This window comes from Shewanella sp. KX20019 (assembly GCF_016757755.1).
GTDB lineage: Bacteria > Pseudomonadota > Gammaproteobacteria > Enterobacterales > Shewanellaceae > Shewanella.
On record NZ_CP068437.1, the window covers coordinates 2,061,268 to 2,087,285 of the forward strand.

20 protein-coding genes are annotated in these 26,018 nt (G+C 44.9%); 17 read left to right on the forward strand and 3 right to left on the reverse strand.

From position 1 onward, the window contains the following. Positions 1–63: 63 nt before the first annotated feature. Positions 64–648, reverse strand: a complete 585-nt coding sequence (locus JK628_RS09080) for a hypothetical protein (protein WP_202289164.1) — start codon at positions 646–648, stop codon at positions 64–66. A gap of 208 nt (positions 649–856) precedes the next feature. Between JK628_RS09080 and JK628_RS09085 the strand changes: the two genes are divergently transcribed. The 8 genes from JK628_RS09085 to JK628_RS09120 all read left to right on the forward strand — a co-directional run bounded on the left by JK628_RS09085 (position 857) and on the right by JK628_RS09120 (position 10,795). Next, the gene (locus JK628_RS09085; RefSeq protein WP_202289165.1) at positions 857–2,080 is read left to right on the forward strand and encodes a lipoprotein-releasing ABC transporter permease subunit; all 1,224 of its coding nucleotides are present in this window, start codon (positions 857–859) and stop codon (positions 2,078–2,080) included. Positions 2,081–2,090: 10 nt separating this feature from the next. Beyond that, positions 2,091–2,789, forward strand: coding sequence for a lipoprotein-releasing ABC transporter ATP-binding protein LolD (gene lolD, locus JK628_RS09090; RefSeq protein WP_237524174.1), 699 nt, complete (start codon positions 2,091–2,093; stop codon positions 2,787–2,789). Beyond that, positions 2,786–4,039, forward strand: a complete 1,254-nt coding sequence (gene lolE, locus JK628_RS09095) for a lipoprotein-releasing ABC transporter permease subunit LolE (RefSeq protein WP_202289167.1) — start codon at positions 2,786–2,788, stop codon at positions 4,037–4,039. Before lolD ends, lolE begins: the two co-directional genes overlap by 4 nt. 395 nt (positions 4,040–4,434) lie before the next feature. Continuing rightward, the gene (locus JK628_RS09100; RefSeq protein WP_202289168.1) at positions 4,435–5,556 is read left to right on the forward strand and encodes a heme-binding protein; all 1,122 of its coding nucleotides are present in this window, start codon (positions 4,435–4,437) and stop codon (positions 5,554–5,556) included. Between the two features lie 813 nt (positions 5,557–6,369). Beyond that, complete coding sequence (locus JK628_RS09105) at positions 6,370–6,615, forward strand: hypothetical protein (protein WP_202289169.1); 246 nt, start codon at positions 6,370–6,372, stop codon at positions 6,613–6,615. 142 nt (positions 6,616–6,757) lie between these two features. After that, a complete protein-coding gene (locus JK628_RS09110) occupies positions 6,758–9,238 on the forward strand; it encodes a TOMM precursor leader peptide-binding protein (protein WP_202289170.1) in 2,481 nt (826 codons plus the stop codon). A gap of 98 nt (positions 9,239–9,336) precedes the next feature. Beyond that, positions 9,337–10,302, forward strand: coding sequence for a Gfo/Idh/MocA family oxidoreductase (locus JK628_RS09115; RefSeq protein WP_202289171.1), 966 nt, complete (start codon positions 9,337–9,339; stop codon positions 10,300–10,302). A gap of 100 nt (positions 10,303–10,402) precedes the next feature. Beyond that, positions 10,403–10,795, forward strand: a complete 393-nt coding sequence (locus JK628_RS09120) for a DUF3568 domain-containing protein (RefSeq protein ID WP_202289172.1) — start codon at positions 10,403–10,405, stop codon at positions 10,793–10,795. A 111-nt stretch (positions 10,796–10,906) separates the two neighbouring features. On the opposite strand, the gene JK628_RS09125 is transcribed toward JK628_RS09120, so the two are convergent. Then, positions 10,907–11,407, reverse strand: coding sequence for a glycine cleavage system protein R (locus JK628_RS09125; RefSeq protein WP_202289173.1), 501 nt, complete (start codon positions 11,405–11,407; stop codon positions 10,907–10,909). Between the two features lie 180 nt (positions 11,408–11,587). Here JK628_RS09125 and JK628_RS09130 point away from each other — a divergent pair, with 180 nt between their 5' ends. The 6 genes from JK628_RS09130 to JK628_RS09155 all read left to right on the forward strand — a co-directional run bounded on the left by JK628_RS09130 (position 11,588) and on the right by JK628_RS09155 (position 20,183). After that, entirely contained in the window at positions 11,588–13,843 is a 2,256-nt protein-coding gene (locus JK628_RS09130) for an ABC transporter permease subunit (protein WP_202289174.1), read from the forward strand. Between the two features lie 75 nt (positions 13,844–13,918). Then, on the forward strand, positions 13,919–15,571 hold the full coding sequence (gene pstA, locus JK628_RS09135) for a phosphate ABC transporter permease PstA (protein WP_202289175.1): 1,653 nt from the start codon (positions 13,919–13,921) through the stop codon (positions 15,569–15,571). Positions 15,572–15,602: 31 nt separating this feature from the next. Then, positions 15,603–16,421, forward strand: a complete 819-nt coding sequence (gene pstB, locus JK628_RS09140) for a phosphate ABC transporter ATP-binding protein PstB (RefSeq protein WP_202289176.1) — start codon at positions 15,603–15,605, stop codon at positions 16,419–16,421. A 25-nt stretch (positions 16,422–16,446) separates the two neighbouring features. Beyond that, positions 16,447–17,157 carry a phosphate signaling complex protein PhoU gene (gene phoU, locus JK628_RS09145; protein WP_202289177.1) on the forward strand — a complete coding sequence of 237 codons (711 nt, stop codon included), beginning with the start codon at positions 16,447–16,449 and terminating at the stop codon, positions 17,155–17,157. A gap of 483 nt (positions 17,158–17,640) precedes the next feature. Beyond that, the gene (locus tag JK628_RS09150; protein WP_202289178.1) at positions 17,641–19,620 is read left to right on the forward strand and encodes a BCCT family transporter; all 1,980 of its coding nucleotides are present in this window, start codon (positions 17,641–17,643) and stop codon (positions 19,618–19,620) included. A 200-nt stretch (positions 19,621–19,820) separates the two neighbouring features. Next, complete coding sequence (locus JK628_RS09155) at positions 19,821–20,183, forward strand: YajD family HNH nuclease (protein WP_202289179.1); 363 nt, start codon at positions 19,821–19,823, stop codon at positions 20,181–20,183. A 355-nt stretch (positions 20,184–20,538) separates the two neighbouring features. Here the strand turns inward: JK628_RS09155 and JK628_RS09160 are convergent, their stop codons facing one another. Beyond that, positions 20,539–20,754 carry a DUF1289 domain-containing protein gene (locus tag JK628_RS09160; RefSeq protein WP_202289180.1) on the reverse strand — a complete coding sequence of 72 codons (216 nt, stop codon included), beginning with the start codon at positions 20,752–20,754 and terminating at the stop codon, positions 20,539–20,541. Positions 20,755–21,122: 368 nt separating this feature from the next. Between JK628_RS09160 and JK628_RS09165 the strand changes: the two genes are divergently transcribed. The 3 genes from JK628_RS09165 to JK628_RS09175 all read left to right on the forward strand — a co-directional run bounded on the left by JK628_RS09165 (position 21,123) and on the right by JK628_RS09175 (position 25,988). Then, positions 21,123–22,289, forward strand: a complete 1,167-nt coding sequence (locus JK628_RS09165) for a chemotaxis protein (RefSeq protein WP_202289181.1) — start codon at positions 21,123–21,125, stop codon at positions 22,287–22,289. A 1,129-nt stretch (positions 22,290–23,418) separates the two neighbouring features. Next, a complete protein-coding gene (locus JK628_RS09170) occupies positions 23,419–24,678 on the forward strand; it encodes a methyltransferase (RefSeq protein WP_202289182.1) in 1,260 nt (419 codons plus the stop codon). Positions 24,679–24,938: 260 nt separating this feature from the next. Further along, a complete protein-coding gene (locus tag JK628_RS09175) occupies positions 24,939–25,988 on the forward strand; it encodes a 3-oxoacyl-ACP synthase III (protein WP_202289183.1) in 1,050 nt (349 codons plus the stop codon). The last annotated feature ends 30 nt before the right edge of the window (positions 25,989–26,018 follow it).

Consider the following 26,018-nt stretch of genomic DNA (forward strand, 5'->3'; position numbering starts at 1 on the left):
AGCAAAGTTGCTTGGTATTGTAGTGGCTTGGGCTCGCTCTGGCCAGTTAAAACTGGTTTTAGATTACGGCGCTAACTTTCGCAATTTTAGTTGTTTCTGCTGTAGGCTTAAGCTTGCTTTTACCAATTGCTCTACGTCAGCATCTTGAATGACACTAAACGCTAATTCAACGCTAAAGGCCTGCGGCGCGCCCTCTGCTGCAGTGGTGATTAACGCGCAGTTTTTTACGGTCGCAAAACAGAGCAGAGCAACTAACTCCTCCTTAATATTTAAGTTTACTTTAAACTGGTTACCCACAGTTATCGCCTCATTGGCGGTTATTCTAATGGAGCTTCCGCCAAAATGGCTGCCAATATAATGATGACCTTCGTACTCCTCTTTGGCGATGATGTGTTGCAACACCATGTCAATTTTTCGAGATTGTAATTTTAAAAATTCAACAACGGTTTTGGCATCATCATCTAGGTGGCGCAGCTGCAACAGGCAATCTGATTCGAGTACCTTTATGTCACTAATTAGCTGTAGGCTCGGAGGTAACATAAAACTCAATTGCTCTACAGACGGCAGCGGCTGGCCACTGTCGCAAGCTTGTAGATAGACATCAAATGGATGATTAATACTAAAATAGGCGCTAGAGTCATTTAACAATGGTTTTGCCTCTTGTTTTTAGGGGGCTAATACCCCTATTATCGTGCGCATCTTTATGATTTAGCAAGGTTAGAGGCGTAAATGCCTTTTCTTTATTAATTAATAGGGTATTGCTGAGTAGTATTTGTTGGAATTAGTGTTGTTAATATGTGCTAATTTTCTCCTCATATTAGCATCAGAATCGAGTCGACTTTATTTGGGTTTATTAATGAATTTTTCATTATCATTTTATATTGGTTATCGCTATTGGCGAGCAAGAAAGGCTAATGCGTTTGCATCCTTTATCACCATTTTTTCTGTATCGGGTATCTTGCTTGGGGTGGCAGCACTGATTGTAGTCAGTTCGGTAATGAATGGTCTCGAAGGACAGCTTAAAGAGCGTATTTTAGGTGCTGTGCCACAGCTTACTATCCATTCCCCTGTTCCGTTAGAAAACTGGCAGCAAGATGTGACTCAGTTGTCGGCCTTAAAGGGGGTGCAAGGGGTAACGCCGAGTGTGTCGACTCAAGCGATGTTGCAATCGCCCTCGAACATCGGCGCTGCACAAATTTATGGTGTATACCCGCAGCAGGAGAAAAACCTGCTTAGCCTTACGCGCAGTACGTATTCAGGTAACTTCGATGCGTTGCTCCCAGGCAAGTATCAAATAATATTGGGCGCTGAGTTGGCGCGAAACCTTGATGTTGTAGTCGGTAATAAAGTTCGAGTCCTTAGTGGTGATGGTGTTGTTTATACGCCATTTGGGCCGGTTCCAAGTCAACGAAAATTTACAGTGGCTGGCGTGTTTGAAATGGGCTCTCAAGTCGATGCTAGCGTCGCTTATATCCACCATGATGATGCACAGCGCTTAATGCGGCAACAAGCGGGGGAGGTCAAGCAACTACGGGTTTATCTTGATGACCCCTTTAGTGCAGCTGCAATAGCACCGAGCGTGGTCGATTACTTTTCACGTCAAGTTACCACCACAGATTGGCGTGACACTTATGGCCACCTTTTTAGCGCTGTTAAAATGGAAAAGAACATGATGTCATTAATGCTCAGCCTTATTATTGCGGTTGCCGCATTTAATATTGTGTCTGCGCTAGTGATGATGGTCGTTGATAAAACCACTGACGTTGCCGTGCTGAAAACCCAAGGCTTATCCACGGGCGATGTGATGGGGATTTTTATGATCCAAGGTTCGCTCAATGCCATTATTGGTTTGATTTCGGGTGTTGCTATCGGGGTATTATTGACCATTAATTTAAACGAAATCACTAACGTATTAGGGGTTTCTATTCTTGGGGCAGGTCAAAACCTGCCTGTACAACTCGAGATTAACCAACTGAGCTGGATAGTCGTAGGCACTCTTGTCATAACTCTATTAGCCACCATTTATCCGGCTTTAAGAGCTGCAAATGTTCAGCCTGCGAGTACCCTTAGACATGAATAGTGAGTTAACAATGAATTCAGAGCTATTGTTAAAAGTGAGCAACGTGAGTAAGCGATACAACGATGGCTCAGTAGAAACGCAAGTGTTACATAGCGTCGATTTGGAGGTCTATAAGGGCGAACAACTGGCGATAATCGGTAGTTCAGGCTCAGGTAAGAGCACGTTACTGCATATTATGGGCACACTTGATCAGCCGACGAGCGGTAATGTGACCATGTTAGATGAAGATCTTTATCAATTGTCGAGTAGGCGCCAAGCTCAAGTGCGTAACAGTAATATCGGCTTTATCTATCAGTTTCATCATCTTTTGCCCGAGTTCAGTGCATTGGAAAATGTCTCTATGCCTGCCTTGATACAGGGTAAAAAACGTAAAGAAGTAGAGAGTAAAGCAACGGTTCTACTTGAAAGAGTCGGACTCGGACATCGCTTAGCACACACGCCTGCAGAGTTGTCAGGCGGAGAACGTCAACGTGTCGCTATCGCCAGAGCATTGATTAACGATCCTAAATTGGTGCTTGCCGATGAGCCGACGGGCAACCTTGATGCTAACAGTGGCGAAGCGGTTTATGAGTTGATTACTGAACTCGCCGCACAACTAGGCACCGCCTTTGTTGTTGTCACCCATGATCAACAACTAGCTGCGAGAATGGATCGGCAGCTACACATGAAAGATGGTCATTTGGTGAACGCTGAGGAGCTTGCTGGATGAAAAGCCTGTTAGCGATGCGTATCGGTTGGCGCTTTTACTTAGCCCGTCAGTCAAATCGTTTTATTAACTTTATCTCCTTTGCATCAACAGCGGGCATAGCCCTTGGTGTCGCGGTGTTGATCATTGCTTTATCGGCGATGAACGGTTTTGAAAAAGAGTTAGAGGAGCGATTGTTAGGCGTGGTTTCTCACGGTGAACTTGTCGGCGTGAATGAGCCTATACATGATTGGCAGGCTATTGTCGCGGACGCTGATAAGGTCACTGGTATTGTTGCTGCCGCTCCGTTCGTACGGATGCAGGGGTTAGTGCAAAAATCGGGAGGTTTTCAAGGATTAACAGTACTTGGCATTAATGCCGCCCAAGAGGAAAAAGTCTCGAACATTAGCCATTTCATGTCGGAGCAGAGTTGGCAAAGTTTGCAGGACGAAAGCCAAAATAATATTGTGCTCGGTAAAGGACTGGCGAAGAGCTTAGGGGTTGAAGTTGGTCAATCTATTAGCTTGTATATGCCAAACAACAGTAAGCAATCTAAAAACAAAATTGCTGCGGCTAAAAGTCACCGATTTGTCGTCTCCGGTACTTTTGAACTTGGCGGCGAGCTAGATACAACCACCGCCTATGTGCCTATGGGTTATGCCGCCAAGTTGCTCAAGTTAGAGCAAGGCGTTTCTGGTGTGCGTATTAAAGTTGAAAATGTTTTCGAGGCGCCGATGTTGATCCGTGACCTTGGCTTTAGTCAAAAGCAATATGTTTACATTTCGGACTGGACTCGAACTCAGGGCCATTTATATCAAGATATACAGCTCGTTAGAATGGTGATGTATCTTGTATTGGCGCTAGTGATTGCAGTGGCCTGTTTTAATATTGTGTCGACATTGGTGATGGCTGTACGTGATAAACAGTCTGAAATTGCTATTTTGTTGACCATGGGTATGAAAAAGACCGCCGTGATGCTCATTTTTATTGTACAAGGTGCACTCAATGGTATTTTAGGCTGCGTCATTGGCTCTATTTTGGGAGTCAGTATAGCGCTTAACTTAAGTGATATCGCTAAAGGGATTGAGTCGATATTTGGTGTTCAGCTGCTTTCTGCTGATGTCTATTTTATTGATTTTCTGCCGTCGCAATTAGTGGCTAACGATGTCATTATGGTTGTATCTCTCGCTTTTGTGATGAGTCTGATTGCCACGTTATATCCAGCTTGGAAAGCAAGTCAAACACCACCAGCAACTGCATTGGCAGGCCGTTAGAGTCGCTATTTTTGATGACAACTATAGGCACTTTATAGTTCTTTAGTGTTAGGGTGATCGCAAGTGCGATCACTATCACTCTTCAGTAAACCTTACCTAAACCTTACGTTAATCTTACCCTGCCTATAGCACTGTCGTTATGTTCAGCTCTCATGGGGGCTGTGACATATTTATAGTGCTGATTTATTTCCCTCTTGTGGTACTTGACTCGATTTTTATAGTGTCTTTTTAGCCCTGTTTTTATTGACTGATTATCCTCATAAAGTGCTATTTTTATGCTGGATCTGCTGTGCTAGTTTTTTAATACACCCAAATCAAAGTTCGTTTGCAGCTTTGCTTTTAGGCAAGGAATGGAAGCCTTGATTTGGTTAACTGAAAAGCATGGAGCAATGATAATGAACGCAAAGCCAGATTTAGAACAGTTAGATTTGAGTGTGCAACAACTGACATCCGTGGTTGCCGAACTAGAGAAGCAATGCCCTGTTGCAGAGCAATCAATACCGGAGAGTGCACCGCTTGGTTGCCCTATTACTAGGTGCAGTGATTCAAACCCTTCAACTCGTCTATGTGCTGTTAATACGCCAGTGCAGTCACCTTTTGTCCCAGATTTTGATATTCCACTGCTTGCACCTGGTGGCGGGGATACCGATCCAAAAATACTGGCCAAGCTCGGCCCATTAGCAGGGCTGGTGGGGACATGGGTGAGCCAACGCTTCAGTGGTTTTAATGTTATGCCAATTCCCCAGGTGACCGCTCCCAATGGTTTTATTTTGAAAAATCATAGCTACTATGAGGTCATCACTTTCAGCGCTATACAAGGTAAGGTGGCGAATAGAGCGGGTAAATACGAGCAAGATGCCTATACACTTTTTTATGAGCAAAGAGTCTTTTTCGCTGATGGCCTGCAGGCTAATGAGTTAGTCCATGCAGAAAATGGATCTTGGCTGCACCAAGTGACAGGCCCACAAGGTCAGAACCCACTAAATACTGAACCTTATATTCCCACTCCACCGGCTCCGAATCCGATCCCGACACAAGACCCATTGACTGAAATCGTTAAGCAAGTCTCAGTGCCGCATGGTAATTCAATTCTAGCGCTAGGCGGAGTGAAAGAGGTCTGCGCTGAGCCAACAATTCCTGTGGCCAATTGCTTACCTATTGACGCACCGGAGGCATTCAACGCTGTGTACGGAACTAATATTCCTACAAATCCAAATATCAACCCTAATGTACTTTTGGACCTTGCCCTGAAACAGTTGGCAGACAAAGGCATTTCGGTTACCAATACCAAAGCGATCACCGTAGATAGCAGTAACAATGGCGCAATTGCCAACACGCCATTCATGAAAAAGAACTCAGACGTGTCAAAGTTCACGACGACTTACTGGTTAGAACAGCTATCAACCGGTCAGTTGCAGCTGCAATACACGCAAAATATCACTTTGGATCTGCCTATTGGTGGCAACACATACAAATTCCCCCATATCACCGCCAATACACTGACCAAAGTTCAGTAACACCCGACTGACCGAATATTAATCCATCTTCAGCAATTAAAGATCGAGCACTAATTTGGACTCGAGGAGTGTGTTACTCCTCGAACCAAAAAGCGTTCTCGAGTCGTCACGGCTAAAGCTATGGAGGACTCGAGGCGTTCAACTGTCTCGAAATTAGGTTTTCGGGATCATCTGTTAGCAATTTCTATGCTATTGACATAGCTTCAAGGAATGAAAAATGAGTGAGAAAACGATAAAGGAACTTCAGCTTCAGGTGACGGAATTAACGTCAAAAGTGAAAGAGTTGGAAGTTCAATGTAGTCAGCAAGCTTCGGCTGATAAATGTCTAGTTTGCGCCGCAACGGAATGCGTCGTGTGCGACAGCGGTCAATCTGTGCGTAAGTGTGAGAATTGCTTACCTTGTATTATCAATTTCTGTGCCCCTTGTACGGTCAGTTTTTGTGTGCAATGTGACCAAAGCGCAGCTTATTGCTGTCTGACCTGCCAGCCCAATGTTAAATGCGTGACCTGTCAACCGAACTTGCAATGTGTCACTTGCGCACCTGGGCCTGTTTATTATTGCCTGCCGTGCCAGCCGACAGTGTTATGTTCACCCTGCCAGCCGACAGTGTTATGTTCACCCTGCCAGCCGACAGCTCAGTGTGTGACTTGTTCATCTGGTCCAGTCGAGCAATGTGTCACTTGTCAGCCGAACGTGCAGTGTGCGCCTTGCTACTATTGCGTACCGTGCCAGCCGACAATATTATGCGCGCCATGTCAGCCTACCGCCCAATGTGCAACTTGCTCCTCAGGTCCTGTTGAGTTCTGCGCACCGTGTCAGCCAAACGTGCAGTGCGCGCCTTGCTACTACTGCGTCCCTTGTCAGCCGTCGGTGCAATGTGTCACATGCTCACCAAGCCCTGTTGCTTATTGCGCTCAGTGTCAGCCCTCGCCGTGTGCCACAGGGCTGCAATGCTTGACATGCCAACCTACGTTTCAGTGCGTAACGTGTGCGCCGAGTCCCGTAAGTTACTGCGTACAGTGTCAACCGACATCAAATCTGCAGTGTGTCACCTGTAGACCTTGTGACACTGGGTATCAATGTGCGAGTTCACCGGTAACATTTTGCTTATTGAGTGCGACTAGCTAATTTGAGTTTAATGACGGAAAGCAAACAACTCTAGCGAAGTGCTAGGGTTGTTTGGATTAAAGGAATAACAAGATGAATACTCTTTTGCTCTCACCCGCTGCAACCATCACTCCCAATGTTCACGGGGTTTTATTGCAGTCAGATCTAGGCGATTTTCAGCTGCACGGTAAAGATATCAGTGACTTTGTAACCACTGTTGTACCGCTATTGCAGGGGGACAATACAGCGCAAGAAGTGTGTGAAAAACTGCCTGATTATAGCGACAGTAGTGTGCTCTCCGTTATTGCTTTACTTAAGCAGAATGGATTACTGGAGGAGGTGGAGGCCGATAACCGCTTTGCGCCACCATGGGCAATGCATCAGCGGTTTATGAATGCCTGGTCTAACAAAGCAACAGCTGAAAATGGATTAAATGAGAAGGCAATACTGGTGATTGGACTGGAGCCATGGTCAGTAAAAATGATCGATGAGCTCGCCTGCTCTGGCGTTGCTCATATTCATATTATCGATAATGATGTTGTCACCGCCGACGATATTCTTTGTCACCGCGCTTTTGGTCAACATAGCCTTGGACAGCTACGTGGGGAGGTTTTAAAAGCGGCTATTGCTCAACAAAGCCCTTGGTGTAAAGTCACCACGCAATCACTCACCAAAGGGAGTCATGGAATCGATTTGGCCGATGAATTGGGCTGGGACTTGGTGGTTGTTACACTCAGTAAAGAGGCGAAACACTGGCTTTATCAGATATCTAAAACACTGCATCATCATGCTTTGCCTGCACTCTATGGTAGTTTAGACGGTCTAGAGTCTTGGATTGGCCCGGCGGTTAATCTATCCCACGCCACGAGTGCAATCGATGCGTGTTGGAACTGCCTACGTTTACGTCGATTAGGCACAGAGCAAGCCCCTGATTTAGCACACGAGTTAGACAAAAGTGCTAACAATAGCCAACAAACAAGCCGATCGCGCAGTATGCTCACCTCGATGGCTGCACTGACTGGCCATCAGCTTACGATGGAAGTGATAAAACTTTTATCAGGCTATATTGCAACCGATCTGGTGGGTAAAGTGAATGTGCAAAATCTTGTTACCAGTCAGGGCGAATTTCATAAAATCATCCCTGTGCCTTGGTGTAAGGTATGCGGCTACGATCATAGCTCAGCAGCAGCTCATGCTTCACTCATTAAAGAGCAACAGTTACAACATGCAGGTATGCAAGTTGGCGCAATGAGTGCTGTTGCTGCACATCAAATTGAACTGACGAACCCGCTGAATCTCACAAATACGGTCGACGATGTCAATCAACTCTTCGAAGGCTGGGTTGATAGCAAAACCGGTATTATTCGCCAATTAAGCGGTCACTCTCCACAATTACCAGACTTCCCTGTGACAGCCTCAGCCAGTGTCTCAAATTTTACCTCTGGGCACTATGATCCTCGGGCTGCAGGACAAGTGGGTTCTGGTAAAGGGCTTGATGGTGTTTCTGCTCATATCAGCGCCATCGGTGAGGCCATTGAACGCTACTCAGCGGCAAGGTACCGTCTAGAGGACTGTCACTATGCATCCATTAGTCAGCTAACTGGAAATTACCTCGACCCCAATGATTTAGTGTTGTACTCAAAAAAGCAGTACCACTCGGCGCAATTTCCATTTTCACGCTGGAATAAAAAACGCAAGATCCACTGGAGCAAAGGCGTTTATTTAGGTGGGCAGGAACCGGTATGGGTGCCCTCATTAGTGAGCTACTTCAATTTTAGCTGCCCCTATGAGGAACAGTTCAGTCAAGTATCCTCCAACGGTCTGGCTGCCGGTCAGGATAACGACGATGCCGCCATCAGAGCAACTTACGAGCTTATTGAGCGTGATGCCATGATGTTGACCTGGTACGGCAAGCAACCCTGTCAGCGTTTAAAGCTTGATGCCGTCAATCACGGTAAGATGCGAGTAATGCTTGATGAACTATCAGCGATGGATATGACATTGGAGCTTTATCTACTCGATGTAGGGATTCATGTACCAACCGTTGTTTGCTTAGCCTTTGGCGATGGTCTGCGCACACCTGCGGTATCAGTGGCACTTGCATGTCATGGCGATATTCAAGTTGCGATGAAAAAAGCATTGCTAGAGCAGGGACATGTGATGCCGTACTTATGCCACTTGATGAGAACAGGCGCAAAAGTGCCGCAACATGTTTCTGAGGTGCAAAGCCTTGAAGATCACGCGGCTTACTATTTTAAGCTAAACAAGCGCTCAGCTTTTGACTTTATGCGTCAACCTGCTAAGCAGGCTATCGATATAGAGGAGTGGGGCTACCCGGTTGTAAAGGACTCTGTCGATTTAAATCAACGGCTACGTGATGCCGGAGTAGAGGTTGCCATTGTTGATGTGACCTCTCCAGATGTGGCTTTAAGCCCCTTTAGAGTCGCAAGGGCAGTGGGCAAACACATGCAGCCGATTCATTTTGGCGAGCAGTTTAAGCGAGTGGACAATCCACGCTTGAAACGACTGCTTGGCGGTGAGAGTGTCAATATGGACCCTCATCCAATCGCTTAACAGGCAATCACTGACCCTCAATCATTAACACGACCATGCTGTTAGCTTTTTCTTTAGATAGCAGCATGGGCAAACTCTTTACCATCAAGGATGAACTGATGAAAGTACTTGTATGCGGCACCAATTATGGCGCAACTTATATTCGCGCATTAGCGACACAGCCGCAAAACCTAAGTTTGGCGGCAATATTGTCGACAGGCAGTCAGCGATCAAAGGAATATGCAGCGCAACTGCAGGTACCGCACTTTACTCAAATCGAGCAGATCCCGACAGGAAGCGTCGATATAGCCTGTATTGCCGTGTCAGGAGAAGCCGGGCAGCAGTTGACGGTGCAATGCTTAAATAGAGGGATTCATGTTTTGTGTGAGCACCCTGTTGGCGAGGAGTTTGTGCGTTATGCACTAGAATTAGCCGCGACAAATGGCTGCCGTTTCCACGTCAATGCTCACTTTGCCGATCTTGAGGCACCGCAAGCGTTTTACCAAGCGATTTCAGTTGCCTCGCAGCAAGCTGGGTGCATGCATTTTGACCTCAATGTCAATTTACGCACCCTGTATTCTGGGCTGGATCTGTTAGGCAGAGCCTTAGGCTCACTATCAAACATTGGACTTGTACCAGTAACTCAAGCCGCTAAGACAAAGGGATTATTTGAAACATTGCAGTTAACAGGGCCTGAATTTTCAGTGTCTCTTTTATGCCAGAACTTTGCTTCACAACATGATGACGGTAGTGCGACACTGCTCAACCACCGCGTTAGTGCCACATTCCCCCATGGTAACTTGCTACTTTGTGAAACTGCAGGGCCTGTCTATTGGTTCCCATCACCTGTTTCTATGCCTGCAGAGACATGGCAAAGCTACTTGTCAGTGCAAGTTGAGCCGAGCAATCAGTATCAGTTAATGCAGCAGCGAGATAATGCCAATATCTCTGCACTCAACAAACTCGTCACCAGCATGAGTGAGCCAAATGCGATTATTGAGCAACAGCCAGAGTACCTATTGGGATTATCGAGATTATGGGAAAGAGCACTAGCTGTTTTACAGTCCGGTGACAGGTCATCGTGAAAGGTTACGCAAACTTTAAAACGGTAAGTTGTGATTGTGAGAGTTGACTTTATTTGTGGCTTTATCTGTACTAGTTTTAAGTTTTAAAAGAGGGCTTTATATGAAAAAACTAATCGCGTTATTATTTGTTGTTGTGTCGATTTCAGGTTGTATTGGAATCGCGACAGTGGGTTCTGTCATGTACTATAAGAGTCAACACCATGAAGTTGCATCAGTTGATATAAAAGCGCCGGCTAACAATGTTTATAATGCAGTTCTTAATGCCGTAGAGGGCAACTCGAATATCGTTCTTGTTAATCAGGATGATGTGGCTATGCTGGTTGATCTGCGTCAAAATGAAAATGATGGCAGTATTAAAGTGAGGGAGTTAAGCGCTAAGCTTTCGCAACTGATAATCACTTCGGGACTCACCGCTGAGAATGAAACGACTCCATTGATGGCTGTGCTAAAAATCTGTAAAGATTTAAAAGTTGAATGTAAACAAAGCCAGTAATCAATCTCAATTATGCCAATTCTCGATGAATAAAGCCTAGCTTAAATAGGCTTTTATCAAGCTCAGACATTTGTGGCTAGCGCATCGCCCAAGAGTTATGTGCTGTCTCCTCTACGCTGATATGTTATCTAACACCACATCGTCACCAATAGCGTATAGCGCTTCGGTCAATTTATCCTCATGACTGGCATCTTTAAGGCCTAAATCAAATTCTGCTCTAAACAGTGCTATACCACTATGGCTTGCACTTTCATATCGAGTGCTCATATGCTCAATGTTGATCCCTAGTGCACTAATTTTGTTCGATATTTCATGGACTAAACCAGGTCTGTCATAAGCAACAAGTGAATAACTAAGGTGGATATCTTTGTCGGCTACTTTTTTTGTTTTGGCGTAGCTTAGCGCCACACCTTCTAGACACTCTAAGGTTTCAATAAGTGTGTCCCATTGAGCTGAAGGTACCTCTAATAGCAAGATTGCAGCAAATATACCATCGATATGGCGCAGCTCAGAATCTAACCAATTACCGCCGTGATGGCTTACTGCTTGGGCTATTTGCTCTACTAAACCTTCGCGGTCCATCGCTTGTAAGGTAACTAAGTATCTCAACATATTGATATAGCTCCATTAATTATTAAGTTAACCGCTGTAACACTAGTGTCATTTTTGCGTCATATAATGCATCACATTAAAATATGTCAACGTAGTGCTTATTTGGTACCACTACAGTTAACATAGTCGTTGATACAATCCCAGTTTATTTTACTGGCTTTTTAATAATCGAGGTTCTTAATGGAAACTCAGGTATCTCAGCCTGGACCTGCGGCAAAAAACCTATTGATAAACAATGGTACATCGCGCAGAGCAATCATGGACAAAGCAGCCCAAATAGGTGTCACCATTGGTGGAACCATGGTATTTGTGGCCTTGCTACTGATCTTCTTTTATCTACTTTATGTCATTAAGCCTCTATTCGATAGCGCGGAGGTAACTGCTGTTGCGAGTGCGAAATATCATGATACTAAGCCCGCGTTAATGGTTGGTAGTGATGAGCAAAATGAGATCATGTATCGAGTATCCCAGCTGGGTAAAGTGGACTTTTTTGATACTGAAACATCACAACTTTTAAGAACAGAGCAGATTAATACGCCTGTAGGTGCAAATGTTGTCAGTAGTTCGGCTGCTATGCCAAATGAGCAGCGCTTTGCATTAGGGTTAAGTAATGGTCAAGTGATTATTGCCGGTGTGGAGTTTGGGGTTAGCTACCCTGATAATAAACGCCTCATCACACCTAAGCTTCGTTTCTATAATGGCAATGCGCCACTGACGGTCGATACTGACGGTCATGCACTTAACCATTTAGTATTTGATGTCAGCAGTGACAAAATGAGCTTTGTATATCAAGGTGATGATAAAGTATGGCGCATCTCTCGTCAGGAAGGCGAAGAGAATATGATGACCGAAGAGGTTGAGTGGGTGTCGTACACAGGTACCATCCCTGATGCGCCAGTCAACGTTCAACAGCAGATAATGACACCCGATCAACGTCAACTGATTTTGAGTTCAGATAACAAACTGTTTGTTTATGATATTCGTGATGCTGAAGCCGTGAGTTTACGACAAGTGCTTGAACTTGGGCGCGCTAAAGCCAAGGTGACCAATGTGAGTTTGTTAGCAGGTGCTAGCTCTTTGCTGGTCAGCTACGACAGTGGCCTAATTCAGCAATATTTTCAGGTAAACGGTGAACAAGGACGTCAATATCAAGAGATCCGCGGCTTTGAAAACAGAGCGGGTATTAAGAGTGTCGCCTCTGAGTTTTACCGTAAGAGTTTTGTTGCCATTACTGACGAGGGCAACTTAAGCTTGCTTTATACCACCAGTCAGCGTGAGCTTTTCTCTGAGAACTTTGACCTTAAAAATCCCGGTACTGTAGGATTTAGCCCACGCTCTAACGCGTTGGTTGTCGAGGCTGGCGGTAAGCTTAACCTGTTTAGTGTGTCTAATACCCACCCTGAAATATCGTGGAGTGCGATGTGGAGTAAGGTGTGGTATGAAGGCTACCCTGAGCCTAAATATGTGTGGCAGTCAACGTCAGGTTCTGACGACTTTGAAGCAAAACTAAGCCTGATGCCACTGGCGTTTGGTACCATGAAAGCGGCGTTTTACGCGATGCTATTTGCCACTCCTTTGGCGATAGCGGGTGCGATATACACAGCATACTTCATGTCTCCAAAGGTACGCGCCGTTGTTAAGCCTACGATTGAGATAATGGAAGCCTTACCGACAGTGATTCTGGGTTTCTTAGCGGGTCTTTGGCTCGCGCCGCTGATTGAAGAGAATCTGCCCGGCATTATTACCCTGCTCATATTGCTACCCACCTCGATACTGTCTAGTGCATTTGCATGGCATAAACTGCCCACTAAGTGGAAGCAACGCCTGCCCGATACTTACCAAGAGATTATGTTAATCCCAGTGATCCTCTTTATCGGTTGGTTATCGTTTGCGATTAGCCCAGGTTTAGAATCTGCGTTCTTTGGTGGTGATACTCGTATGTTTATCACCAACGAGCTCGGTATCACCTTTGACCAACGTAATGCGTTAGTTGTGGGGATTGCCATGGGCTTTGCGGTTATTCCGACTATCTTCTCTATTGCTGAAGATGCGGTGTTCTCGGTACCACGTCATCTATCAAACGGTAGTTTGGCACTGGGTGCAACGACATGGCAGACCTTAACACGAGTGGTTTTGTTAACGGCAAGCCCAGGTATCTTCTCTGCCGTAATGATGGGGTTAGGGCGCGCCGTAGGTGAAACCATGATTGTCTTAATGGCCACGGGTAACACGGCGATTATGGAGTGGAGTGTCTTTGAAGGCATGAGAACACTGGCAGCCAATATTGCTGTTGAGATGCCGGAATCTGCTATTGGTAGCTCCCATTACCGAGTGCTATTCCTCGCTGCTTTTGTATTGTTTATCTTTACGTTCTTCTTCAACACTATTGCAGAAGTTGTCAGACAACGTCTACGTGAACGCTATAGCTCACTGTAATGTTAAAAGTACAGATATATATGGATATTAAGATGATTAATAATATTTCGCCTGTCGCCGTAAGAGGTTTAGCAAATGGGTAAGTGGTTTAAATCTGGTTCTCCGTGGATTTGGATGACCAGTGGCGCTGTGAGCGTGTGTTTAATTGCGGTACTCGGATTGCTTTTACTTATCGCATGGCGTGGTTTAAGTTACTTCTGGCCTGCTGATATCTACCAGTGGGAGATGAAAGACCCGCAAGGTGAGCGCTACACGATTATCGGTGAAATATACGATAGAGAAGAAGTGCCGATTGAACGCCTATTGTCTGCAGGCCATACGTTTGATGCTGACGTCGGCGACACTGTGACACGCTACCTGATTAAAACCGGTAACCGCGAGTTTGTTGGCTTGGACTTTCGCTGGGTGATGGAGACCAATATTATATCGCGCTCTAAGCCGAATGATATAGCAGTCATAGAGCGTAGCAAAAACGGTGACTTCTACGGCTATCCAGTTGGGATAATTGAAGATGGTAAGCGCTTAACACCTGATAACATTGAATCCGCTTTTGCTGAACATATCGAGCGTGCAGTGGCGTTAAATGACCGCGCACTCGATATTCAAAAAGGTGATATTGGCACCATAAACTATGAGCTAGAAAATCTACGCTTAAAGTCACGTAAGTATGAGCTGGATAATGCACTGACCCAGAGCCGCAAAGCTGAAATTGAAGCACAGCGTTTAAAATTAGATGCTGAGTATCAAATCGTTGAAAAAGAGTTCTTTGCCCTTAAAACAGAGGCGGGTCGTGATTTTGTTATTATTCGCGACATGCGCGGTGAAGAGGTTACCCTTAAGCTCGATACAATTTTAGATGTCACTTATGCTAACCGCCTTACTACATTAGGCAGAATAGGGCATTGGTTTATTGGTATTGGCAAGTTTGTCAGCGATGACCCACGTGAAGCCAATACAGAAGGAGGGGTATTCCCCGCTATTTTCGGTACTGTGTTTATGGTGATGCTGATGGCGGTGATTGTGACGCCATTTGGGGTGATAGCGGCCATTTACTTACATGAGTATGCCAAAAAAGGTCCTGTCACTAAGATGATCCGCATCGCGGTGATTAATTTAGCGGGCGTGCCATCAATCGTCTACGGCGTGTTTGGTTTAGGTTTCTTTGTTTACATGTTTGGTGGCACGATTGACCAACTGTTTTATCCTGAAGCACTACCTGCACCGACTTTTGGCTCACCGGGTGTTATCTGGTCTGCATTAACCTTAGCCATTTTAACGCTGCCAGTCGTGATTGTATCGACAGAGGAGGGCTTGAGCCGCATCCCAATTTCGGTACGCCAAGGTAGCTTGGCACTGGGCGCGACTAAAGCGGAAACCTTGTGGCGGATTATTATCCCAATGGCCAGCCCAGCGATAATGACAGGTTTGATTTTGGCTGTCGCACGCGCAGCAGGCGAGGTTGCTCCCTTGATGTTGGTGGGTGTAGTAAAGCTTGCGCCAACGCTACCAGTTGATTTGAACTTCCCATTTGTGCATTTAGAGCGAAAGTTCATGCACCTAGGTTTCCACATCTATGATGTTGGTTTCCAAAGCCCTAACGTAGAAGCTGCGCGCCCGTTGGTATACGCGACTTCGTTCCTTTTGGTCTCGGTGATCGTGACGTTAAATTTAACGGCCATTGGTGTACGAAACCACTTACGCGAAAAATATCGTTCGCTTGAGCATTAATTGACGATTATCCTAAGTGATAGGAAATAACATGATTTCAATAGATCAATCGGTAATGAAGACTGAAATGCTAGACCTAGAAAACTTAAGCAAAGAAGACACGGCGCTAGAGATCCGTAACTTAAACCTTAAATATGGCGATAAACAGGCACTGTTTGATGTGTCTATGCATATCCCTAAGAAAAAGGTGACGGCTTTTATTGGGCCAAGTGGTTGCGGTAAATCAACCCTATTGCGTTGCATTAACCGCATGAATGACTTAGTTGATAACTGTCATACCAGTGGCGAGATTTTGCTGCATGGGCAAGACATATACGACAAAAAAGTCGATGTCGCTGCATTGCGTCGTAATGTCGGTATGGTATTTCAACGCCCAAACCCATTCCCGAAATCAATTTACGAGAATGTGGTGTATGGCTTACGTCTGCAAGGCGTCAACAATCGTCGTGATCTCGATGATGCCGCAGAACGTTCTTTGCGCGGCGCGGCGATTTGGGACGAAGTTAAAGACAGATTACATGACAATGCCTTTGGCCTCTCTGGTGGACAGCAGCAGCGTCTAGTGATTGCTCGTGCTATTGCCATTGAGCCAGAAGTATTGCTGCTCGATGAACCCACATCAGCACTGGATCCAATCTCTACCTTGACGATTGAAGAGCTGATCACTGAGCTTAAATCCAAATATACCGTGGTTATCGTGACACATAATATGCAGCAGGCCGCTCGCGTGTCTGATCAAACCGCCTTTATGTATATGGGGGAGCTGGTTGAATATGCTGACACCAATACCATATTCACCACGCCACGTAAGAAAAAGACCGAAGATTACATTACCGGTCGTTACGGCTAAATTGAACTGATAGAGGTTTATTACAATGGAAAACATGAACTTAAATAAACATATCTCTGGTCAGTTTAATGCTGAACTGGATGATATTCGTAACCGTGTATTAACGATGGGCGGCCTTGTTGAGCGTCAACTTGAGCAATCTCTAGATGCATTAGCGGCACTTGATTCCGAGCTGGCTCAAAAAGTGATTGAAGGCGACCATAAAGTGAATGGCATGGAAGTGGCCATTGACGAAGAGTGCACCCGTATCATTGCTAAGCGTCAACCCGCCGCCAGTGATTTGCGCTTAGTACTGGCGATCTCTAAAACCATCACCGATTTAGAACGTATCGGTGATGCGTGTGTAAAAATTGCAAAAGCCGCGTTAGATAAACGCTCTAAGAATCAGCAGCCTCTGCTGGTGAGTATCGAGAACATGGGCCGTCATGCGACGCGTACTCTGCACGCAACACTCGATGCGTTAGCGCGCATGGATGCAGATGTCGCACTTGAGCTACATAAAGAGGACGCCAAACTTGATAAAGAGTATGAAGGTATTATTCGTCAGCTGATGACCTATATGATGGCAGATCCTCGCTCTATTCCTGAAGTGCTAGACGTACTTTGGGCTGCGCGTGCAGTAGAGCGTGTCGGCGATCGTTGTCAGAACATCTGTGAATACATTATCTACTACGTCAAAGGTAAGGATGTGCGCCATGTCTCCTATGAAGAGATGGAAAAAGACCTTAAGTTTTAAATGACGAATTTGGCAAGCAAACCTGTAGCTAATATGACTCACTAAATAATGAGATCAGCACCACAGATTGATTGTGGTCGCTGGTTTTTTAATCTAAAAAACAGCTATTTGCTGTTTTTTTTGTATTTGGGATCTAGACGAAAACCTCAAGTCAGGAAATAATATATTATCGTTGATGAATTTTGTGCCGTAAGTCATCAAAGACAAATTCTATTAAATAGCTGGATCAGGCCATAAAGGCAGATTTCAGGTTGAGCTATTCAATGCGATTTGCATATGTTTGTTAATCAAAAGCTGAACTCCTATAGCGTCAGTATATTGATCAATAAGCATTACTTTGGTGAGTACAACTCACGGGCCTAACCACAAAATGATAATCCCGCCAGTGTATTCTTATATTAACCTATAAGCTCCTTATCTCTGGCTGGCCATGTATGCGCTGAGCTAGAAGGAAGCGTGTACTTCATTAATTTCGGTAACTATATGTCGATTAAATCGAGTATTAACCCCCCTGTTTTTTTCTCTTCTGTTTTCCTCATCAGCATAATGGTACTGATCAGTGCTATTTGGCCAACACAAGCACAAGATGTTTTTAAAACTGTGCAATCATGGTTTGAACTGAAATTGGGATGGTTATACATCCTCGGCGTTGCAGTATTTTTAATTTTTATTATCTTTGTCATGGTCAGCCGTTTTGGTGATATAAAGCTTGGACCTGACCATTCCGAACCCGATTATAGCTATAAAAGCTGGATAGCGATGTTATTCTCTGCGGGCATGGGTATTGGTTTAATGTTTTTTGGTGTCGCAGAACCGGTTATGCATTACCTTGCGCCGCCAGATGCCGACCCTCAGACGATACAAGCTGCCAAAGATGCGATGAAGATAACCTTCTTCCATTGGGGGATCCATGCTTGGGCTATTTACGCTGTGGTGGCGCTAAGTCTGGCATATTTCTCTTATCGCCATAAACTTCCACTGCTGCCTCGAAGTGCGCTTTATCCACTCTTTGGTGAGCGTATATACGGTCCCATCGGTCATGCAGTAGACACATTTGCAGTGATCGGTACCATGTTTGGTGTGGCTACATCACTTGGCTTTGGTGTGCTTCAGGTTAACTCGGGTCTTAATTATCTGCTCGGCGTCCCCGTGAATGCGATGGTGCAAGTCGGTCTTATTATTGTGATCTCCATTATCGCAACAGTGTCGGTTTTCTCTGGACTAGATAAAGGCGTTAAACGCTTAAGTGAACTTAACTTAGGTCTAGCGTTGCTATTGATGATATCGGTGTTGATCTTTGGACCAACAGTTGAGTTATTACAAGCCTTTGTACAGAATACCGGCGGTTATTTAAGTGATATCGTTGGCAAGACATTCAACCTTTATGCTTATGAGCAAAAGAACGACTGGATTGGCGGTTGGACGCTACTTTATTGGGGCTGGTGGATCTCATGGTCCCCATTTGTAGGTACCTTTATTGCGCGTGTTTCACGTGGACGAACCATTCGTGAGTTTTTAATTGGTGTGCTTTTGGTGCCATCGGCACTGACTTTCTTATGGATGACCGTGTTTGGAAATACGGCGATAAACGCCATTATGAATCATGGTGCAACTTACCTTGCTGATGCGGTGTCATCTGATGTTTCTGTGGCGCTGTTCGTGTTCTTTGAGCATATGCCATTCTCCACATTACTGTCGACTATCGCGTTGTGTCTAGTGGTGACCTTCTTTGTAACCTCGTCAGACTCAGGTTCGTTAGTGATCGATAACTTGACCTCAGGTGGCGATCATAACGCTCCCGTTTGGCAGCGTATTTTCTGGGCGCTACTGCAAGGTGTAGTAGCATCTGTGTTACTACTGGCGGGTGGCTTACAAGCGTTACAAACTGCGGCTATTGCCAGTGCGTTACCTTTTCTACTTGTGATGCTGTTGATGTGCTTTGGTCTATTCAAAGCGCTGCAAGACGATTGGTTGAAAATCAACAGTGTGCAGTCCCATAACACCAGTGTGCAGTTCTCTAAAACCAACGTAAGCTGGGAAGACCATATTGACGTCTTAGTTTCTCATCCTAGTGAATCGATGGCGCTTGGCTTCTTTGAAGAAGTGGCAAAACCTGCATTAAACAAGGTATGTGATACGTTCAATAGCAAGGGTGTTGCGGCGGAGGTGATGAATTTTGAAAACCGTCTTCGATTCGTCATTGCTAACGAAGAACATGATGACTTTGTTTACGGATTACGGATCCGTGCTTTTAGTATTACAAATCCTATTGAAAGTGAAGTGGCAGAAGGCGACTCTGAGTATTACCGTGTTGAAGTCTTTTTAGAACACGGCAGCCAGCATTACGACGTCATGGGCTTCACTCAAGAGCAAGTATTGGCGGATGTAGTGACCCAGTATGAGAAGTATTTGCACTATCTGCACCTTTCTGGATCTGAGTATTTGGGTGAGGAGATAAAGTAGCCTTAATCATTTAACAGCTGGTGATGGGCACTTAGACTCGATCTTGGTTGCTCATCACTTTTCAATTTTGACTTTATTTTAGATCTGCTTGCGATAGATGACTCAAGCTATTTGAAAAGATGTCGCCAAATTTCCCCCAACATTGGCTTCAATGGTAGTATTGAAACCAATGAGTATTAAATCAACATGAGATAAACTGAATGTCAGTACAATCAGGCCAAAGTAAATTAGATAGAGTGTTAGCAGAAGCTCGGGACTACAAGGCTAAACGCGAGACCGGTTATCGCGAGCAAGCACTTAAGCTCTACCCTTGGGTTTGTGGTCGTTGTACTCGCGAGTTTAACAATGCAAACTTGCGTGAATTAACGGTTCATCATCGTGATCATAATCATGACAACAATCCATCAGACGGGTCGAATTGGGAGTTGTTATGCCTATACTGTCATGACAATGAGCATTCTAAGTTTGAAGAGTTGATCCAATACGGCGCAACCACTGAAACTAAAGTCGATGCGGCAACCTATAATCCATTCGCTGATCTAAAAAGCATGTTAAAGAAATAATCGAGTTTATTCTAAATCGATTAAACATGAAAAAAGCCGCGATGAGCGGCTTTTTAGTTTAAGTCGAACTGTCATCGAAGGCGTTAAGTCTCGCTTCGGCTTTTAATACCAATTGCATTAAGTATCTGTTCATTCAGTGGGAATTCAAAGCGCTGAAGGCAAGTCGGAAACATGAAGCTAATAGTTATTCTATATCGAGAGTTTTCGGCGCAGCATACAGGGCTTTGAAACCCACCCTGCGGGAAGCGCTCATGCATTCCACTTCTGCTTTGCATTGACTTACAAGGGAATAACCATTCTCTCGTCAATGCGCATTGAATTGAAAAGCGTGAGCGCTTCTGAATTGACTACTTACTTAATGCAATTGGTATAACCATTTAGCCCGACTTAAAATGGCGCTATTCTCCCCATCGACCATTTCAGCTTTGCGTTGTTCGAGCTTGGCCCAAATCTGTGCTTTTTTCTCCTCTGCGGCGCTACTCCAACCGACAATTTCGTCAATGTGGCGATAGCATCCCATACAGTAATCATCTTCATTAAGCCCACAGCGAGCCACGCACGGTGATTGCATTTTATTGTGCACCTGTTTGAATTTGCGTCGAAGTGTAATATCAATGGCAGAGAATTTATAGTTAATCTCGAAATACTTAGGTATTTTCAATGCAGTGACGTTGCCGAGTGTTTGCTCTGATATTTAATGAGAAAATTATTAATGCATTGAGTACAAATTAGCTAGAATTGACTGACAGGGTAATCAGCTTTGTTGGTCTTTTAGTGTTGTTACTTTGCCTAAACAGATAGCTGTATCGATTGCTAGAGAATACGCCTGTCTAATATTTGATTTTAGTTGTAGAACGACCCGATAACGAATGCTAGAATCTCGGCACAATTCTTTATTAGTTGAATATATTCAGTATGTTGCATCTTAACGGAGGCTTTATGACGGCGATGTTTCGCTTTTGCTTTATCGTTGTTACTGGGGTGTTGGTTGCAGGGTGTTCCCTGTTGGAGATCAAGTTAGAAAGCGGCATTGATCCCTTGCCTAAAGATCAGTTGAACATGCGCGTTTTTAGCCGCGATTTTAGTACCGTTTTCTATAGCCAGGTGGAAAGTGCTGCCGATTTGATTGAACGAAACAGCGATAGCGTGCCGATTAAATCGAACTCTTTGATGTGGAAAATTAATGCTGAGCAGAATCTGCAACACACCATATTTCAAGCATCGCCTACTGCCGCCATGGTTGATACTTGGGTGTTTACTGCACAGATGGCACAGTTCTTTGAATTCGGCGCAGGTAAAAATGTGTTTGGTGAGCAGCAGCAAACAGCTATCGATGTCAGTAACCATCTGAGAGATCAGTTTGAACGCACGATTAAAAATTTTGCTGTAGCAAGTTTTCAAAAAAACCAGGATTTCGTTACGCAGTATGTAGCTAAGCATCCCATCAAGGATATGTCGTTTACCCGGCAGTCGGCCTTTACTGATTGGCTTGCGTACAATGAACTGAGTGAGTTTGATGCAGTAACGACCTTTGGTACAGTGCCCGAGGTGATGAGTGATATCTCTGACCGCATGGCAATGATAGCCGAGCAGATGCCAAAAATATTGGGCTGGAAAGCCGAACTTTATGCGCTACATTCCAATATTAACGCCGAGGAAGTACAGGCCACCTTGGTGAGTATTAGTGATACCTCTGCCAAATTTCAACAGCTGATGGCGCAAAGTCCACAGATGATGCAGGCATTGGCAGTCGATATGCGCAGAGAGTTAACGCCACTGTTGACGCAGCTAAGTGCAGCAACCGATGACAAACTTAGCCAGTTATCTGTCGAGAGGCAAGCGTTGGAACTGATGGTTAAAAATGAGCGTGTTTCATTAGAAGCCATGGTGAGCAGAGAGCGAGCTGCTGCTGCGGTTGATTTAGAGAAAATCTCAGAGCAAACCGTTAAAGTGGTTTTCGAAGAGGTCAGTAAAACGCTCAAAAGCCTAATACTCTATTTTGTGTTGTTCTTGCTGGTGGTCTTTTTTGCGCCGCTGGGACTGGGTGTATGGTTGGGTAAGAGAATGCAGAGATCAGCAGGCAATTCAATAGACAATAAAGTTTAGTGTTTTTGTCTAGTTTAGGTATCTTTTATTGGCTTGAATGAGCGTTATCGAGTGCTTAGGTTCATGAGTGGTGTTTAATGTTGGAGAGGTGAAAGTGGGAGCTTGATGGGTCAGAGTGAAATTCAATGAATGGGAACTTTGGTGTTTCCTCCTTCCTTGGAGGTCAGATGTGCTTGCGGCGAATCTCAGCAGTATCTGCACATATGCCGACCGCAGTTCATTGGAACCACTAGTGCCTAAAGGTAACTCACATCAGCCCCAAAGTGTGCTAGCAGCTATATCAGCTGTCGCTTTTTTAAAATCTAAAGCCAAATCAAAGTCGTGGCGCTTCGCCCACACCAGAGTCAAGGGTCAAAGCGCTTGTGCCCCTTGACAATCCCTCAGCGCCCCGGCGAAATTTAAACTGCGAAATTTCCAACGGGGAAGATTGCTGTCTGCAAATTTGGCTACTTAAATGTAAATTCTGATGTTCACTGATGTGGAGGTTTATCTAACTTTAAAAATTTTTATTGGTAAGCCTAATGCTGAGAGTTTGAGCTTTTCAAACCCAGTGTAAATGCGGCTGAGGCCTTCGGAAACAGGACGTTTTCGTTGAGCCTACAAGGCCAATTCTATTCCAGACAGAATTTGGCATTTCCTCCGTTCATGGCGGTCAGAGGTACTTGCTGCGAGCCTCAGTAGCGTCTGTACATACGCTTGCCGCAGGCCATTGGAACCACAATTGTTGAAAGTTAACTAATGTGTTGTTTGATAACTATCAAGCTGCGGCCTTACGGCCTAGAACGTCGTGGTGCTTCGCCCATTCTTGTCATTAAGAGTCGAGCCAAAGGATAAAGCGCATGTACCCGCTGTTGATTTCATAAGAGTCAATCCCTTTGCGCCCCGGCGAAATATAAACAGCAAAATTCCAACGGGGGAGATAAGCTTCTCAAGCTTGTGGTAAACTATTTGCCTAAACCTAAAAGGAGACTCTAACTCCTTTTTTTGATCTAGTCGTTAAAGGTTGCAGCCTTCAACGGCACTAAATAGTTAAAACAGAACTTATCAACCAATCATGCCAAAGCACACTTTTTCCATATACCGATCTCCAGTTAAGGCTTTTGCTGCGAACAGTGGAGAGGGCTTTTGAATGTCTAATTTTTTAGCCGAGTTTAGTTGTATCGATACTCTGCTGACTCAAAGCCGAAGCCTGTGGCAGAACCGTAGTTTTGAATGCACAGATCTGCCTTGGAAGGATGATTTTCCGCAATTGGCAAACGTTGTGTGGCAACTTAATGATAATGACCTCGATATGATTGATGCGTCACAATCTCATCTTGTGGATACTTTATTACCGGCCCTTAAAAATGATTTGGCGAATAACAATCAAGACTGGGAGCTTAGCCTGTTGGCGCCTAATCGTGGCAATCTAGCCAATGACAAGCAGCAAACACTAGCCGCTGAAGCATCTTTGAGCTTAGCAGGAGGCATTACTGCTGCTGAACGCCCCCATTTTAGTGCGCATATAAAAGGCCGTAAGTGGCAACAGATCACGGCTTTTATTGAACATTTGCCGGATACTACCTTGCCTGTTCTAGAGTGGTGTGCAGGAAAAGGGCATTTAGGGCGCTTGATCGCAAAAACGACTGGACGCAGTGTGGTGAGTTTGGAGTGGCAACAGAGCCTGTGCGCTGCCGGTCAGCAGTTTGCAGATAAATGGCTATTACCACAACGTTTTGTCTGTGCAGATGCGTTTGCGGGCCAGGATGAGCAGTTAGTGCAGCAACAGTTAGCCGTGGCGCTGCATGCATGCGGCGATCTGCATGTCACTCTGTTAAAGCATGCTGCAGACGCAGGTACCCAGCAGGTAGTGATATCACCGTGCTGTTATCACCTTATTCAAGCTCAACATTACCAGCCACTTTCAATGGCGGCTAAGACAAGTGACTTACTACTGACTCGAGCCGATCTGCAACTGCCTTTGCAACAAAGCATGGTAGCCAGTGCTAAACAGGGCCAATATCGATTGCAAGAGATTGCTTGGCGATTAGGATTTGATTCTTTGCAACGAGAGATGCGTCATGTGGATGAGTATTTACCTATCCCATCGATTAAGCAAAGCCAGTTGAATGGCGAATTTGAAGCTTTCTGTCGTTGGGCAGCGGACTGCAAACAAGTGCCCTTGATTGCAACGATTGACTGGGTGCATTATCACGCCATTGGGCGTGAACGACAGCGACTGACTCGCCGCATTGATTTAGTGGCACACCTTTTTAGAGCGGTATTAGAAAAATGGCTATTAGTTGACCGAGTTTGCTTTTTAGAAGAGTGTGGATACCAGGTTGAGCTGAGTGAATTTTGTGCAAACAGTATAACACCCCGAAATGCACTAATTAGCGCATTTAAATAGAGAAATTACAGATTAATGATTTAATAAGTGCGTAACAAATTGTTTATTAAGTTGTAATTGAGTCAGCTATGATTGAATCTGACGTTAAATAAGTGTCATTTTAATAGCAATGCCGATGATCGAGTGGATTAAAAGATCTCAGTTATGAGGTTTTTTATTGAATCATCAGCTTTTTCTTGCTCAAATGGCTGGTTAATAATAAATAATTATCTACATTGGTCGAAAATTGACCCGTTTAGTGAGCGATAAAATACAGTTTCATGAAATATTCCCGCGTTTTTATCAATAGCATGGCCTACGAATTAGCGCCTGAAGTTGTTTCGACTTCGGAGCTTGAATCTCGTTTAGCGCCGTTATACAAAAAGTTTCGTATTCCGATGGGGCAACTTGCTGCATTGACTGGGATCCATGAACGACGTTGGTGGCCAAAAGGGCACAGGTTGTCTGACGGAGCATTAGCTGCGGCGCACAAGGCGATTGATGAAACCGATGTCCAGATAAGCGATTTAGGTGCGGTGGTTTACACTGGCGTTTGTCGTGATCAACATGAACCCGCAACAGCATGTCGTATCGCCGCTGAGCTTGGCGTATCTAAAGATACGGCGATTTACGATATCAGTAATGCGTGTTTAGGCGTGTTGTCCGGTATTTTAGATATCGCAAACCGTATCGAATTAGGTCAAATCAAAGCCGGCCTTGTCGTTTCATGTGAATCCGCTCGTCACATTGTAGATATCACCATCGACAAAATGCTTGCCGAACCGACAATGCAAAATTTTGCACAGTCGCTAGCCACATTAACGGGTGGTTCTGGTGCGGTAGCGGTTTTATTGACCGATGGAAGCTTAAACCTAAAAGGTGCGCGTCAGCATCAGTTGTTAGGAGCTAGTCATCTGTCAGCGCCGCAACATTACGACTTATGCCAATGGGGGCTTGAAGAAGCGGGTCCTCAGTTATACCGAGAATATATGCGCACTAATGGTGTCGCTTTACTGAAAGAGGGTGTTGAACTCGCGCGCCATACCTGGAGCCATTTCTTAGATCAGCGTAGTTGGTTAGTTGAGCAAGTTGATAAAGTCATTTGTCATCAAGTGGGCTCATCAAACCGCCGTAATGTGCTTCAAGCGTTGAATATTCCGGAAGAAAAAGAGTTTCCAACCTATAAACTACTGGGCAACATGGGCACAGTATCATTGCCTGTTACTGCTGCAATGGCCCACGATCAAGGCTTTTTGAAAAGCGGCGATCAAGTAAGCTTTTTAGGGATTGGTAGTGGCTTAAACTGCATGATGTTAGGCCTTAAGTGGTAAATCTACCGGCCAGTAGCGCTCGTTGCTGGC

Excerpts from the sequence above, each read along its gene's own strand:
- JK628_RS09165 (WP_202289181.1), top strand. The coding sequence starts at position 21,123 with ATGACGGCGATGTTTCGCTTTTGCTTTATCGTTGTTACTGGGGTGTTG.
- phoU (WP_202289177.1), top strand. The coding sequence starts at position 16,447 with ATGGAAAACATGAACTTAAATAAACATATCTCTGGTCAGTTTAATGCT.
- JK628_RS09115 (WP_202289171.1), top strand. The coding sequence starts at position 9,337 with ATGAAAGTACTTGTATGCGGCACCAATTATGGCGCAACTTATATTCGC.
- JK628_RS09155 (WP_202289179.1), top strand. The coding sequence starts at position 19,821 with ATGTCAGTACAATCAGGCCAAAGTAAATTAGATAGAGTGTTAGCAGAA.
- JK628_RS09170 (WP_202289182.1), top strand. The coding sequence starts at position 23,419 with ATGTCTAATTTTTTAGCCGAGTTTAGTTGTATCGATACTCTGCTGACT.
- JK628_RS09110 (WP_202289170.1), top strand. The coding sequence starts at position 6,758 with ATGAATACTCTTTTGCTCTCACCCGCTGCAACCATCACTCCCAATGTT.
- lolD (WP_237524174.1), top strand. The coding sequence starts at position 2,091 with ATGAATTCAGAGCTATTGTTAAAAGTGAGCAACGTGAGTAAGCGATAC.
- pstB (WP_202289176.1), top strand. The coding sequence starts at position 15,603 with ATGATTTCAATAGATCAATCGGTAATGAAGACTGAAATGCTAGACCTA.
- JK628_RS09150 (WP_202289178.1), top strand. The coding sequence starts at position 17,641 with ATGTCGATTAAATCGAGTATTAACCCCCCTGTTTTTTTCTCTTCTGTT.
- JK628_RS09175 (WP_202289183.1), top strand. The coding sequence starts at position 24,939 with ATGAAATATTCCCGCGTTTTTATCAATAGCATGGCCTACGAATTAGCG.
- JK628_RS09120 (WP_202289172.1), top strand. The coding sequence starts at position 10,403 with ATGAAAAAACTAATCGCGTTATTATTTGTTGTTGTGTCGATTTCAGGT.
- lolE (WP_202289167.1), top strand. The coding sequence starts at position 2,786 with ATGAAAAGCCTGTTAGCGATGCGTATCGGTTGGCGCTTTTACTTAGCC.
- JK628_RS09100 (WP_202289168.1), top strand. The coding sequence starts at position 4,435 with ATGAACGCAAAGCCAGATTTAGAACAGTTAGATTTGAGTGTGCAACAA.
- JK628_RS09125 (WP_202289173.1), bottom strand. The coding sequence starts at position 11,407 with ATGTTGAGATACTTAGTTACCTTACAAGCGATGGACCGCGAAGGTTTA.
- pstA (WP_202289175.1), top strand. The coding sequence starts at position 13,919 with ATGGGTAAGTGGTTTAAATCTGGTTCTCCGTGGATTTGGATGACCAGT.
- JK628_RS09130 (WP_202289174.1), top strand. The coding sequence starts at position 11,588 with ATGGAAACTCAGGTATCTCAGCCTGGACCTGCGGCAAAAAACCTATTG.
- JK628_RS09160 (WP_202289180.1), bottom strand. The coding sequence starts at position 20,754 with ATGCAATCACCGTGCGTGGCTCGCTGTGGGCTTAATGAAGATGATTAC.
- JK628_RS09085 (WP_202289165.1), top strand. The coding sequence starts at position 857 with ATGAATTTTTCATTATCATTTTATATTGGTTATCGCTATTGGCGAGCA.